Raw genomic sequence first — 14,030 nt, 5'->3', positions numbered from 1 at the left:
ACACGCGCGCACCGGTAGCGCGCATGCACGCAGGCGTACTGCACTGCCCGCACGATGCGGGTGCATCTGCACGCGTGCGCACGCCGGCCAGTTGCCACAGGGTCATGGCTGATGTCAGGGCGCGGCGCGCACACGATGCCGCCCCGCGGTGCGCACCCATATCGGACATGTCACCTGGCACATGACGGCGTCGTACACGCCGCGGTCGTCAGTGCGCGGCGGCGCCCTGCGCTGGCCGGCTGCTCACGCGCAGCACGCCCGGCGCATCGACCACGCGCAGGTTGGGTTGGTCGTCGAGAAACGCGCGTAGCGAGGCGACATCGTCGCCGCGCAGGTTACCGGTGAGCCGCAACGCGCCGGCGGCGGCATCGTCGATGAGCAGGCGGGTGCGATTGAGCCGATTGAAATCCTCGGCCACGGTGGTCAGCGGCGCATCGCGGAACACGATGCGTCGCTGCCACCACGCATGCATCGCGGCGACATCCTCGCTGGACACCTCGACCCGGCCGGACACCGCGTCGATCCGTGCACTCTGCCCGGCGCCCAGGTTTGTCAGCATCGGCTGCTGCTTGCGGTCTTCGCGCCACACGTGCACGCGACCTTCGGTGACCTCGATGCGTGCCTGCTGCCGATACAACGCGATATCGAAGGTGGTGCCGATATCTTCCACACGCAGGCGGCCTGCATACACCTGCAACCGACGGCGGTCCTGAGCCACTTCAAAGCTGGCCTGACCCTGCAGCAATTGCAGGCGACGGCTCCACGGCGTCATGGTCGCGCGCACGCTGCTGAGCGCATTCAGATGCACCACGCTGCGATCGGCCAGTTGCACGCGGCGCTGCTCGCCATGCGCGGTGGCATAGGTCTGGGTGCGCGGCCAGGCCCAGCCGGTCAAGACCGCCACGCCGCACAACGCCGCGGCCAGGCCCAGGCTCCAGCCGCGTACGCGCGCGCCGCGCTGGCCATCGTGACGGCCCACAGGCGCCGCATGCCGAGGCGGTGGTGGTTGTGGCAATCGCGACGGCAACGGCAACGCGATCACATTGGGCGATGCTGCAGCCGCACGCGTGCGGCGATCGCCATCGAGCAAGGCATCCACATCCAGTTCCATGCCACGCATTACGTCGCCCAGCTCGCCGGCGACGCGCAGCACGGCCATGTACTCGCGCACATGCAGCGGCGATGCGGTCAGCCATTGCATGAAACTGGCTTGCTGCTGCGCGTCCAGCGCCTGCATGCGCTGCAGCGCATGCCAGTGTGCGGCCTCGCCGGCAGCGCTGCGGGCGGCCAGAATGCGTGTACTCACCAGCTCTCCCCGCTGTCGGCAACCGCCTGCCTGCAAGCCGACAACCCACGCACCACATGTTTTTTGACCATGTGCGCAGACACGCCCATGCGCTCGGCGATCTGCTTGTAGCTGAGCCCATCGCGGTACTGCATCACCAGCACCGCGCAGGTGCGTTCCGGCAAGGTGGCCAGCAAGGCCTGCAGACGTTGCTGGCGCTGCTGACGGTGCGCGGCATCTTCCACATCCTCGCCGGCGGCCAGCAACTGCGAAAACTGTTCCATTTCTTCGATCTGCAGCGGCGCCTGCTTGCGCCGCACCGCCTGCTCGCGCGCAAGATTCAGCGCCACCGTGTACAGATAGGCTTCCGGGTTGGCGATTCCCTCGCCCTGGTCCTGCTGCGCACGCAACAGGCGTAGATAGGTTTCCTGCACCAGGTCCTCGGCGTCCTCCTTGGCGCCGCGGCGCACAAAGAAACCGCGCAGCACAGATCCGTGCTGCGTGAACACCTGGCTCCACGCGCGGGTGGCATTGGCTTTCATCGTGCGCGCTCCCCTTGCGCTGGGCGCGCTAGCCTGGCCAATTCAGGTGACACCACGATGACGCGCGGCGCATATCTCCCGGCACTGCAGGCCGCTGGGTTGCGCAACCGATCGCCCATCGCGCGATGCCACAGTGCAGCCGAGCGAACGCCACAGCGCAGCTGTTTGCCCGCGCGAGCGCGATCGCAGCATCGCTACCTCTACACCGTCCCTACACCGCACCTTGACCCTGCGAGGGTCAAGGTGAGGGCCCTCCTCCCAGCCATCGCCACGGGGTTCGCATGAATGCCACGCCCGCCATTGCCGATCACACGGCGCCGGCAACCGCCACCGCTGCGCCAACCTATCCGGTCAACCTGCGCATCAACGGTCAGCCCTATCACCTGCAACTGGAAGCCTGGGTCAGCCTGCTCGATCTGCTGCGCGACCGGCTCGATCTCACCGGCAGCAAGAAAGGCTGCGATCACGGCCAGTGCGGTGCATGCACGGTGCTGGTCGATGGCCGCCGCATCAATAGTTGCCTGACCCTTGCGGTCATGCAGGACGGCGCCGACATCACCACCGTCGAAGGCCTGGCCGATGGCGAGCAACTGCATCCCCTGCAGCGCGCCTTCATCGCGCACGATGCATTCCAGTGCGGGTACTGCACGCCGGGTCAGTTGTGTTCTGCGGTCGGCCTGCTCAACGAAGGCAAGGCGCACGACCGCGACCAGGTGCGCGAACTGATGAGCGGCAATCTCTGCCGCTGCGGCGCGTATCCGCAGATCACCGACGCGGTGATGGAGGTGATGGGCAAGCCCGGCGACAGCAGCGACAGCGCTGCAACGCCGTGGACGCCAGGGACGGTGCCGGCATGATCCCGCTCACTTACACGCGCCCGGACAACGTCGATGGGGCGCTCACTGCGCTTGCAGTGCGCGGCAGCGACCCGCATCCGGTGCCTGCCGAAGCCCCCGTACGCCTGATCGCCGGCGGCACCAATCTCACCGATTTGATGAAGCTGCAACTGATGCGGCCCAGCAGCCTGGTCGACATCAACCGCCTGCCGCTGGACAGCATCAGCGCATTGCCGGCGGGTGGCTTGCGTCTGGGCGCGCTCGCGCGCAACGCCGACACTGCGTATCACCCGGACGTGGAAACGCGCTACCCGTTGCTGAGCGCAGCGATCCTGACCGGCGCCTCGCCGCAGATCCGCAACATGGCCAGCAACGGCGGCAACCTGTTGCAACGCACGCGCTGCATGTATTTTTACGACCATGCCACGCCGTGCAACAAGCGCGAGCCGGGCACGGGGTGCTCGGCTCTCGGCGGGCTGACCAAATACCACGCCATTCTCGGCGCCAGCGCGCACTGCATTGCCACGCATCCGTCCGACATGTGCGTGGCGCTGGCGGCACTGGACGCCGTCGTACATGTGCAAGGCCCCAATGGCGAACGCGACATTCCGTTTGCGCAATTCCACCGTTTGCCGGGCGATCATCCGGAGCTGGACAGCACGCTGGCAGCGGATGAATTGATCGTGCACATCGATCTGCCCGATGCGCGGCGCTTCGCCGCGCACAGTGCCTATCTGAAGATTCGCGAGCGCCTGTCGTATGCCTTTGCGCTGGTCTCGGTCGCCGCAGCGCTGGAGTTGGCAGAAGACGGCAGCATCCGCGAGGTGCGCGTCGCACTGGGCGGGGTGGCGCACAAGCCCTGGCGCAATCCCGAGGCCGAAGCGCAGCTGATGGGCAAGCCGGCCACGGCAGAGAGTTTCGGCAGCCTGGCCGATGCGCTCCTGCAAGGCGCGCAATCGCAGGGCGAAAACGCCTTCAAACTGCCGCTGGCCCGGCGCGCGATCGTGCGTGCCCTGGACGTCGCCCGTGAGGGCACCATCGACAACCGCGGGCGAACCAGCGCGCTGGAGGAATCGCCATGAACGCACGTAGCATCGATCTATCCAACAGCGACCTGACGCCACCGGTTGCCGATATTGGCACTGGTTATCGCCCCACCGGCACTGGCGTCACCCGCATCGATGGGCGCGCAAAGGTCACCGGCCAGGCGCGCTACGCAGCCGAATGGCCAGTTCCGGATCTGGCCTATGGCGTTGTGGTCAACAGCAGTATCGCCAAGGGCGAGATCGTCGCCTTCCATCTCACCGCTGCACGCGCAGTGCCCGGCGTGCTGGACATCATCACCCATGAGAACCGCCCGCATATGCGTGGCATGGACCTGTTCTACAAGGACATGACCGCACCGGCCGGCTCGCCGTTCCGGCCCCTGTACGACAACAAGATCCTGTACAGCGGCCAGCCGATCGCCCTGGTGGTGGCCGACACCTTCGAAGCGGCACGCCACGCCGCGCATCTGGTGGAAGTGGAGCTGCTGCAGGACCCGCACGAAACCAACCTGATGACCAATCTGGACCGTGCGCACAAACCCAAGGCCATGAAGGCCGGTTTCTCGCCGCCGCCCAAGGACAAGGGCGAGCCGGAGACCGCCTTCGCCGATGCCGCCGTCCAGGTCCAGGCCGACTATTACAGCGGCGTGGAGCACCACAATCCGATGGAGTTGTTTGCCTCCACCGTGATCCGCGAGGACGATGGCCACTTCACCATCTACGACAAGACCCAGGGCTCGCAGAACAGCCGCTGGTACGTCTCGCATGTGTTCGGTTTGAGCAAGCGCAAGGTCACCGTGCGCAATCCCTACGTGGGCGGTGCCTTCGGTTCGGGGCTGCGCCCGCAGTATCAGTTGCCGCTTGCGGTGATGGCCTCGATCCTGCTGGACCGTTCGGTACGCGTGGTGCTGACGCGGCAACAGATGTTCACCTTCGGCCATCGCCCGGAGACATTGCAGCGGCTCAAGCTCGGTGCCGACCGCGATGGCCGCCTGCGCGCGATCTGGCACGAGGCCATCGCCGAGACCTCGCGCATCGAGGACTACGTCGAGGTGGTGGTCAACTGGAGCGGGCAGCTGTACGCCTGCGACAACGTGCACCTGGGCTACAACCTGGTGAGCCTGGATCAGTTCAGCCCGATGGACATGCGCGCGCCCGGCGCCGCACATGGCGTGCATGCGCTGGAAGTGGCGATGGACGAGTTGTCGTATGAACTCGGCATGGATCCGTTGGCGCTGCGTTTGAAGAATTACGCCGAGGTCAACCCGGCCGATGACAAGCCTTATTCCAGCAAGGCGCTGCGCGCGTGCTATCAGCAAGGTGCCGAGCGCTTCGGTTGGGCGCAACGCCCCTTGCAACCGCGCGCCCGCAAGGAAGGCAACGAATGGGTCGGCTGGGGCATGGCCACCGGTCAATGGGATGCGATGCAGATGTTCGCGCGCGCGCATGCTGTGCTGCATGCCGATGGCCGGCTGGTGGTGAGCAGTGCCGCCAGCGATATCGGGACCGGTACCTACACGGTGATGGCGATGATCGCTGCCGAAGCGCTGGGCCTGCCGCTGGAACAGGTGACCTTCCAGCTCGGCGACTCCACCTTGCCTGTCGCACCCATCGAAGGCGGCTCCTCGCATGTCGCCACGATCGGCTCGGCGGTGGATGGCGTGTGCGGCAAGTTGCGCACGCGGCTGCTGCGCCTGGCCCAGGCCTTGCCCGATTCGCGCTTTGCACGGGTCAAGCTGGACGATGTGGTGTTTGCCGACGGCACGCTTGCGTTGCGCGCCGACGCCAGCAGCGCGGTTGCATTGCCCGAGTTGCTGCGCGCGGCCGCACTGGAGCAGATCGAAGACAAGTTCCTGCTGCTGCCCAATGTGCTCAAGCAGCGCAAATACACCCGCGCCACGCACGGGGCGGTATTCGTGGAAGTGCGTGTGGACGAAGAACTGGGCACCGTGCGGGTGATGCGGGTGGTCAGTGCGATCGCGGCCGGGCGCATTCTCAACCCGATCACCGCGCGCAGCCAGATCGTTGGCGGCGTAGTCTGGGGCATCGGCCAGGCATTGCACGAACACACCCAGTCCGATCACCGCTTTGGCCGCTTCATGAATCACGATTTTGCGACGTACCACGTCTCGGCCAATGCCGATATCCACGACATCGATGTGATCTTCGCCGATGAGGACGACCGTGTCGTCAGCAGCCTGGGCGCAAAAGGCGTGGGCGAAATAGGCTTGGTCGGTGTCTCGGCGGCGATCTGCAATGCGATCTTCCATGCCACCGGAAAGCGCATCCGCAGCACACCGATGACACCGGACAAGGTGATGGCGGATTAGGTCAGCCGGGCGTTGTGCGCGCGATGCACAACGCCTGGCCTGGATGCAGCACGGCGGTGGGCCGACTACATCTATGCAGCGGGCCTTCGCGCGCGTACACGACAACGATGTGCTTTACCGGTTTGTGATCGATCTGCAGGCCGGTGCGCTGTAGGCGCTCGGAAAGCGAAAGCGATCTGATTGCCCGGCTCGCCCATGTTGTAGCGTGCACTCACGCCACCCAAGAATCCTCACATGTCTCCACGCACGACGCGACGCCAATTGCTGGGCGGTGCAGTCGCGCTAGGCCTGCTCGCACGTGTTCCCGCGGGCTGGGCGCTGCCGCCTGGACCGGGGCGCACGCCTGCTTTCATCGACGCCCTGATCGCGCGCATGAGCGTTGAAGAAAAAGCCGGCCAGCTCAGCTTGTTCAGCTCGGCGCAGCAAGATGGCAAAGCGGTCGTCGCCAACCCGCTCGCCCGCTCTGCGGATGGGGACGATCAGCTGGCTGCCGCCCGGGCCGGGCGGCTGACCGGGGTTTTCAATGGCTCCAACGTGCGCTGGCACCAGCAACTGCAGAAGGCAGCACTGCAAAGTCGGCTGCGCATTCCGTTGTTGTTCGCCGCCGATGTGATCCATGGCTACACCACCGTCTTTCCGGTGCCGTTGGCCGAAGCGGCCAGCTTCGAACCAGAGCTGGCGCAGCGCACGGCGCGTGCAGCCGCCATGGAAGCCAGTGCCGTCGGTATCGATTGGACCTTCGCGCCGATGGTGGACATCGCCCGCGATGCACGCTGGGGCCGCGGTGTCGAGGGCGCTGGCGAGGACGTGCTGCTGGCACGGCGGTTCGCACAGGCGCGGGTGCGCGGCTTTCAGGGCGATGCGGGATTGGCCGATGCCGATGCGATGGCAGCCTGTCCAAAACATTTCGCCGCCTATGGCGCGGCCGAAGGCGGGCTGGATTACAACCGTGTGGATGTCTCCGAGCGGACTCTGCGCGAGGTCTACTTCCCGCCGTTTCAGGCCGCCTTCGCTGCCGGCGCGGTCACCACCATGGCCGCCTTCAACGAACTGTCGGGCGTTCCGGCAACGGCCAACGCATGGTTGCTGGATGGCGTGCTGCGGCGGGAGTGGGAGTACCAAGGCCTGGTCGTGTCCGACTTCAGCGCCGACCAGGAACTGGTGGCGCACGGCGTTGCAGCCGACGACCGCGAGGCAGCCAGGCTGGCCTTCATGGCCGGGGTGGACATCAGCATGGAAAGCGGCCTGTATCTGCGCTACCTGCCTGCCCTGGTTGCCGCAGGCGAGGTGCCGATGGCACGGCTGGATGCTTCGGTACGCCGCGTCCTGACCTTCAAGGCGGCGTTGGGGCTGTTCGACGATCCGTTCCGGCGCATCCGCCCCAGGCTCGCGCAGTCGCGTCAGCGCCGCGCCGAGACCTTGGCGTTGGCGCGCGAAGCGGCATGCAAATCGGTTGTGCTGCTGAAGAACGACGGGCAGTTGCTGCCCTTGCGACGCAGCGGCCAGCGCATTGCCCTGATCGGGCCGATGGCGCGCGACTGGCTCAATCACGCCGGGCCATGGAGCTTGTTCGACGAAGAAGACAACAGCAACACCCTGGCCGCTGCACTGTCGGGCGCGCTGCAGGACCCCGATGCGCTGCGCGTGGAAGACGGTTGCGGGTTCGATCACGCCCTGCCGGGCGGCATGCAGGCGGCAGTGGCGGCCGCGGGCGATGCCGATGTGGCGCTGCTGGCCATCGGTGAGCCGCTGAGCTATTCGGGCGAGGCGCAATCGCGCACCGAGATCAGCATCCCCGACATGCAGCAGCAATTGCTGGCTGCCGTGATCGCCACCGGCACGCCGGTGGTCGTGCTGCTGAGCACCGGCCGCGCACTCGCGCTGGAGGGGCCGGTGCTCAGCAGCGCGTCGATCCTGGTCAGCTGGTTCCTGGGTTCAGAGGCGAGCGGCGCGTTGGCCGACATCCTGTTCGGTACACATGCGCCATCGGGCCGCTTGCCGGTGAGTTTTCCGCACGCCGCAGGCCAGGTGCCCTACTTCTATGACCACCCCGCCAGCGGCCGCCCCAACCCGCGGCCGGATGTCCTGGAGCCGTATAAAGCGCACTACCGAACGGTGCCCAACACCGCACTGTTTCCTTTCGGCCACGGGTTGACCTATGGCCGCATCGAATACGCCGAGCTGCGCTTGAGCGATACGTCGATGACCGCGACCGGCAGCCTGCGCATCAGCGCGCGCATCCATAACCGCGGCACACACGATGCCGAAGAAGTGGCGCAGCTCTACATCCGCGACCGCAGCGCCAGCGTCACCCGTCCGGTGCGCGAGCTCAAGGATTTTCGCAAGCTTGCGGTGCCGGCAGGCAGCAGCGTGGAGGTGGAGTTCGTGCTGCGCCGTGAGGCGTTGTTGTTTATCGGCCAGGCCTTGAAACCAACCGTGGAGCCCGGCGTGTTCGATGTGTGGGTGGCGCCTTCAGCCGAAGCGTCGGGCGTATCGGCGAGTTTTGAATTGATGGGCTGAGTACGAACCGCCATCGGAATGGCTCAGCCGACACCATCCGTCCACCGGCACGCGGCTGTACGACATGACGTACGAGACTCACGCACGGGCTGGCAGCAGCGTCTCGACTCACTCCCCGCGTAACACCTGCGCCAGGAACGGCGCAGTGCGGCTGGCGCGATGTTGCGCGACCACATCCGGCGTTCCGGCCACCACCACCGTGCCGCCGGCACCGCCCGCGCCCGGGCCCATGTCCAGCACCCAATCGCTGCTGGCGGCCACGCGCATGTCGTGCTCGACCACGATCACCGTATTGCCGGCGTCCACCAGGCCTTGCAGCTGACGCATCAAGGTGTCCACGTCGGCCGGATGCAGGCCGGTGGTGGGCTCGTCCAGCACGTAGACGGTGTCGCGCCTTTGGGCGCGCTGCAGTTCGGTGGCCAACTTGATGCGCTGCGCTTCGCCTCCGGACAACTCGGTGGCCGGCTGACCAAGGCGCAGATAGCCCAGCCCCACTTCACGCAACACCTGCAGCGGGCGCAGCACGCTGGCGTCGTCGGTAAAGAACGTTGCTGCCTGGTCCACGGTCATCTCCAGCACCTGCGCGATGGTGTGCCCGCGCAGTTCGATCTCCAGCGTCTTGGCGTTGTAGCGCGCGCCGTGGCAGGTCGGGCATGGCGCATAGACGCTGGGCATGAACAGCAGTTCCACCGACACCGAGCCCTCGCCTTCGCAGGTCGCGCAGCGGCCCTTGGCCACGTTGAAGGAGAATTGCCCGGGATCGTAGCGACGGCGTCGTGCGGTGGGGGTGGCCGCAAACAGCTTGCGTACCGGATCGAACAACCCGGTGTAGGTAGCCAGGTTGGAGCGCGGCGTGCGGCCGATCGGCTTTTGATCCACCCGCACCAGCCGCCGTACCTGATCGAGCCCGCCGATGATCGCCCCACCCAGCGGCACCTGCGTGCCGCGCTCCAGCGGATCCAGCGCTTCGTCGTCCTCTGCCTGCGCTTGCCCAAGATGCGCGGCCAGCAATTCCACCAATGCCTGGCTCACCAACGACGACTTGCCCGAGCCGGACACGCCGGTGACCGTGCTAAACACACCCAGCGGCAGGTCCACATCCAGCGCGCGCACGTTGTTGCGGGTGATGCCGCGCAACTGCAGCCAGCCGGTCGCAGTGCGCGCATGGCGCTGCACTGGCGGTGACGCGCCAAACAGATAACGTCGCGTGGACGATGCCTCCACCGCCTCCAGTCCCGCTGGCGGGCCGCTGTACAGCACCTTCCCGCCGTGGAGACCCGCCGCAGGACCCACGTCGACGATCCAGTCGGCGTGGCGGATCACATCCACCTCATGCTCGACCACGAACACCGAATTACCCGCAGCCTTCAACTGGTCCAGCGCGCCGAGCAGCGCCTGCGCATCGGCCGGGTGCAAGCCCGCCGATGGCTCGTCCATCACATACACCACGCCGAACAATTGCGAGCGGATCTGCGTGGCAAGCCGCAGGCGTTGCAGCTCGCCCGGCGACAGCGTGGGCGTGCTGCGCTCCAGGCTGAGATAGCCCAGGCCCAGTGCCTGCACCACGGCGATCCGCGCGCGCAGATCTGCCGCAATCCGTTGCGCGGCGATCACCTGTTCCGGGTGCTGCGCTGCGCCCCTCTTCTTCGCCTGTGGCCGCACATCGGCATCGGCGGCCGGGCGCAACAACTCGGCCACCTCATCCAGTGGCCTGCGCGACAGCTCGCCGATATCGAGCCCGGCAAAGGTTACCGACAGCGCCTCGCGCCGTAGCCGCTTGCCATCGCATTGCGGGCACAGCGTGCTGACCAGATACGGCGCCACACGCTTTTTCATCTGCGCGCTCTGCGTGGTGGCAAAGGTGTGCAGCACATAACGACGTGCACTGGTAAAGGTGCCCATGTAGCTGGGCTCTTCCTTGCGTTTGAGTGCGCGCTTGACCTCGTCAAGGCCATAGCCGGCGTACACCGGCACCACCGGTTGCTCGTCGGTGTACAGAATCCAGTCGCGGGTTTTCTTGGGTAACTTGTGCCACGGCAGGTCCACATCGATGCCCAGCGTGGTCAGGATGTCGCGCTGGTTTTGCCCATGCCAGGCGCCCGGCCAGGCTGCCACGGCACGGTCGCGGATGCTCAGGTTGCGGTCCAGCACCATGGTGGCTTCGGTGGCATCGTAGATGCGGCCCAGGCCGTGACAGGTCGGGCAGGCGCCGGCCGGCGTATTGGGCGAAAACCCGTCCGCATAGATGATGTCCTGCCCGGGCGGATAACTGCCCGCACGCGAATACAGCATGCGCAGCGAGTTGGAGATGGTGGTAACGCTGCCCACCGACGAGCGCGCGCTCGGCGCACCGCGCGCCTGCTGCAGGGCCACCGCCGGCGGCAGCCCATCGATGGCATCCACTTCCGGCACGCCCACCTGGTCGATCAGGCGCCGCGCATAGGGCGAGATCGAATCCAGATAGCGGCGTTGCGCCTCGGCGAAAATGGTGCCGAACGCCAGCGACGACTTGCCCGAGCCGGACACGCCGGTGAACACCACCAGCGCATCGCGCGGGATGTCCACGTCCACATTGTTGAGGTTGTGCTCGCGCGCACCGCGCACACGCACCAGGCCGGAGGACGACGAGATTGCGTTGGACATGACCACCAGACCGACATTCGACAACGCACTAGCCTAGCGCGATGCGCATGCAGCCGATGTCAGTGTTAACCGCGAGTCCTGCGGCGCTTGAATCAACCAACTCGCTGATCGCCTTGGAATGCGACGATCGAGGGCGCGGTGCCCTCACCGCTTGCGTGGCACGCCGTGAACCCGTCCCTGGGGCCTGGGTGGCGGCATCCATGCCGCCATACGGTCCCGCAATCGGCGAGGACACCGCACCAGACACTTTTCTGGCTGCTTTACTGAAAACACCGACCATCTTGACTGGTCCTTGCGCGCCCACCGTTGCGGGACCTTACGCGGCATGGATGCCGCGTAAGAGCTCACAAGGACGTACTTGCAGCGTGTCCCGTGACGGTGGGCGGGCAAGGGCCCTGCCGCAAACTCGCGGTGTCAAGGGCGCGGTGCCCTCACCGCTCGCGGGACACGCCGCAAGTACGTCCATGTAGGCTCGGTGGCGGCATCCATGCCGCCACACGGTCCCGCAATCGGCGAGGACACCGCACCAGAGAGTTGGTCGGTCGCTTGATAAGAAACTGGTGTTATCGCGAGTTGTGGTTTGCTGGTGCGGGCCACAGAACTGCAATGAGCTAGCGAGTCAGAAGCATCCCATGCATTGCTTGCAACCCTGCACACCGACCATCCCGACTGGTCCTTGCCCGCCCACCGTCGCGGGACCTTACGCGGCATGGATGCCGCGTAAGAGCTTACAAGGACGTACTTGCAGCGTGTCCCGTGACGGTGGGCGGGCAAGGGCCCTGCAGCAAACTCGCAGCGCCGAGGGCGCGGTGCCCTCATCGCTCGCGGGACACGCCGCAAGTACGTCCATGTAGGCTCGGTGGCGGCATCCATGCCGCCACACGGTCCCGCAAGCGGCGAGGACACCGCACCAGAGAGTTGGTCGGTCGCTTGATAAAAAACTGGTGGTGCGGCATCGATGCCGCGTAAGCGCCTGGCGGAACGTACTTCCAGCGGGGCCCTACGATGGTGGGCGGGTAAGGCCCTGCAGCCAGGCCGCGGATCAGCCTCTCTACAGCCCGATCACCCCAACGCATGCGCCGGCACCGGCTGCTCGCCGGTCTCGGCCAATGCCTGCATGCGTGTCACCACACCGGTGAACAACCGCGCTGTGGCGGCATCGCGCGTACGAAAGATGGCTTCCAGCTCGCCGTAGTACCACAGCGTGCCTTCGCGGCCGGCAGTGAACACATTGAAGATGTCCTGGCCCACGGCGGGGTTTTCCAGGTCCTGCACGATGCTGCGCGCGTTATAGAGCTTGTCGCAACCGGACACCAGCAATGCGCGCTCCGGCGTCTTGCGCAGATGCTCCAGGTAGGCCAGTTTGCGCTCGCGCCAATCGCGCTTGCGTGCACGCTCGGTGTTGTCCACCTCGGCCTTGTCTTCGGCCGTGGCATCGGTGCAGGCCATCACGATGTCGGCCACCGCATCGCCGAACTGCGCACGGATCGAGGCCTCGTGCCCGCCGCCGCAGTCCTCCACCACATCGTGCAGCAAGCCGGCGATCGCCTGCTCTTCATCGCCGCCGCACTCCAGTACCAGCGTGGACACGCCGAGCAAGTGGCTCAGGTACGGAATCTGCGTCCCCTTGCGCACCTGTCCGGCATGGGCGATGCGTGCGTAGTCCACGGCCAGAGCGTAACGTTCGGTGAGAGCGGTCATGGGGCGTCCGATGCGAGGGATGTCGCATTATCCCCGAGCCAGACCACACGCAGGGTGAGAATGCTGCGATGCGCAATTGGCTCAATGACGCGCCATTGCGGCCGATAGGACTAGGCTCGATCCACACCGCACGATTGTGTCTACGTCATGACCCAAGTTCCTGTTTGCAACGCCTGCCGCGATGGCCAAGCATTTCCCACCGCCATCACCATGGCCTTCCAGCCGATCGTCGATGTCGCCAGGCGCAGCATCTATGCCGGTGAGGCATTGGTGCGCGGCATCAATGGCGAGTCGGCCGGCAGCATCCTGGCCGCCGTGGATGAGCGCAACCGCTACGCCTTCGACCAGGCCTGCCGCATCAAGGCGATCGAATGCGCCGCGCAGATCGCGCTGCCGGCCTTGCTGTCGATCAACTTCATGCCCAATGCGGTCTACAACCCCGAGCACTGCCTGCGCGCCACGCTCTCGGCCACTGCGCAACACGGCTGGCCGCTGGATGCGATCATTTTCGAGGTCAGCGAGCAGGAACACCTCGCCGATCCGGCGCATCTGCTGGAGATCCTGCGCACCTACCAGGCGCGCGGCCTGAAGACCGCCATCGACGACTTCGGCGCCGGCTATGCCGGGCTCGGCCTGCTGGCCGACTTCCAGCCGGACCTGCTCAAGCTGGACATCGCACTGATCCGCGGCATCGACACCGACCGCAGCCGCCAGGCCATCGTGCGCCACGTCGCCCGCATGTGCGAGGAACTCGGCATCGCCGTCATTGCCGAAGGAATCGAACAAGCCGACGAATACCGCACCCTGCGCGACCTGGGCATTCACCTGCAACAAGGCTACCTGTTCGCCCGTCCGCAGATCGGAGCGCTACCGCAGGTGCAGTGGCCGGCGTAAGCGCTAACAACGCATGCGCATCCGCCAGGCCTGCGCGGCTGACGCCCGGAATCGACACGCGTAGACAGCGGTTCCGGCCGCGCCGCCCGCAGCACACCCTCTGATGACCGCCCGCTACGTCGTGTTGGCCACACTGGCTACCGCGTGCACGCCTGCGCGCCGGTCAATCACCCAATAACGCACGCTCAGAGCGACCAGCATCAAACGCAATCACCATGCAAGGCGCTCGCAAG

Annotated in this window: 9 protein-coding genes; 5 read left to right on the top strand and 4 right to left on the bottom strand. The window is 66.1% G+C overall.

Annotated elements, in window-relative coordinates:
* Positions 1-208 precede the first annotated feature (208 nt).
* Together VZ068_RS06615 and VZ068_RS06610 are read right to left on the bottom strand one after the other, a co-directional pair.
* Entirely contained in the window at positions 209-1,237 is a 1,029-nt protein-coding gene (locus VZ068_RS06615; RefSeq protein ID WP_349657663.1) for a FecR domain-containing protein, read from the bottom strand.
* 65 nt (positions 1,238-1,302) lie between these two features.
* Complete coding sequence (locus tag VZ068_RS06610) at positions 1,303-1,827, bottom strand: RNA polymerase sigma factor (RefSeq protein WP_259166154.1); 525 nt, start codon at positions 1,825-1,827, stop codon at positions 1,303-1,305.
* Between the two features lie 281 nt (positions 1,828-2,108).
* On the opposite strand from VZ068_RS06610, the gene VZ068_RS06605 reads away from it, so the two are divergent.
* The 4 genes from VZ068_RS06605 (at position 2,109) to VZ068_RS06590 (ending at position 8,559) form a co-directional block, all read left to right on the top strand.
* On the top strand, positions 2,109-2,684 hold the full coding sequence (locus VZ068_RS06605; RefSeq protein ID WP_259166156.1) for a (2Fe-2S)-binding protein: 576 nt from the start codon (positions 2,109-2,111) through the stop codon (positions 2,682-2,684).
* Positions 2,657-3,745 (top strand): xanthine dehydrogenase family protein subunit M, encoded by a 1,089-nt coding sequence (locus VZ068_RS06600; RefSeq protein WP_349657216.1) that lies wholly within the window; start codon positions 2,657-2,659, stop codon positions 3,743-3,745. The genes VZ068_RS06605 and VZ068_RS06600 overlap by 28 nt, the downstream gene beginning before the upstream one ends.
* Positions 3,742-6,039, top strand: coding sequence for a xanthine dehydrogenase family protein molybdopterin-binding subunit (locus tag VZ068_RS06595; protein WP_349657215.1), 2,298 nt, complete (start codon positions 3,742-3,744; stop codon positions 6,037-6,039). Before VZ068_RS06600 ends, VZ068_RS06595 begins: the two co-directional genes overlap by 4 nt.
* Before the next feature lie 234 nt (positions 6,040-6,273).
* Complete coding sequence (locus tag VZ068_RS06590; RefSeq protein WP_349657214.1) at positions 6,274-8,559, top strand: glycoside hydrolase family 3 N-terminal domain-containing protein; 2,286 nt, start codon at positions 6,274-6,276, stop codon at positions 8,557-8,559.
* Between the two features lie 108 nt (positions 8,560-8,667).
* On the opposite strand, the gene VZ068_RS06585 is transcribed toward VZ068_RS06590, so the two are convergent.
* Both VZ068_RS06585 and VZ068_RS06580 read right to left on the bottom strand, forming a co-directional pair.
* Positions 8,668-11,202, bottom strand: a complete 2,535-nt coding sequence (locus VZ068_RS06585; RefSeq protein WP_349657213.1) for an excinuclease ABC subunit UvrA — start codon at positions 11,200-11,202, stop codon at positions 8,668-8,670.
* 1,062 nt (positions 11,203-12,264) lie between these two features.
* Positions 12,265-12,903 carry an HD domain-containing protein gene (locus tag VZ068_RS06580; RefSeq protein ID WP_349657212.1) on the bottom strand — a complete coding sequence of 213 codons (639 nt, stop codon included), beginning with the start codon at positions 12,901-12,903 and terminating at the stop codon, positions 12,265-12,267.
* A gap of 147 nt (positions 12,904-13,050) precedes the next feature.
* Between VZ068_RS06580 and VZ068_RS06575 the strand changes: the two genes are divergently transcribed.
* On the top strand, positions 13,051-13,797 hold the full coding sequence (locus VZ068_RS06575) for an EAL domain-containing protein (protein ID WP_259166164.1): 747 nt from the start codon (positions 13,051-13,053) through the stop codon (positions 13,795-13,797).
* Positions 13,798-14,030: the final 233 nt, after the last annotated feature.

The organism is Xanthomonas sp. 10-10 (assembly GCF_040182365.1).
Lineage (GTDB): Bacteria > Pseudomonadota > Gammaproteobacteria > Xanthomonadales > Xanthomonadaceae > Xanthomonas > Xanthomonas arboricola_F.
The sequence above is the reverse complement of the archived record's forward strand: the minus strand, read 5'-3'. Positions and strand labels throughout refer to the sequence as shown.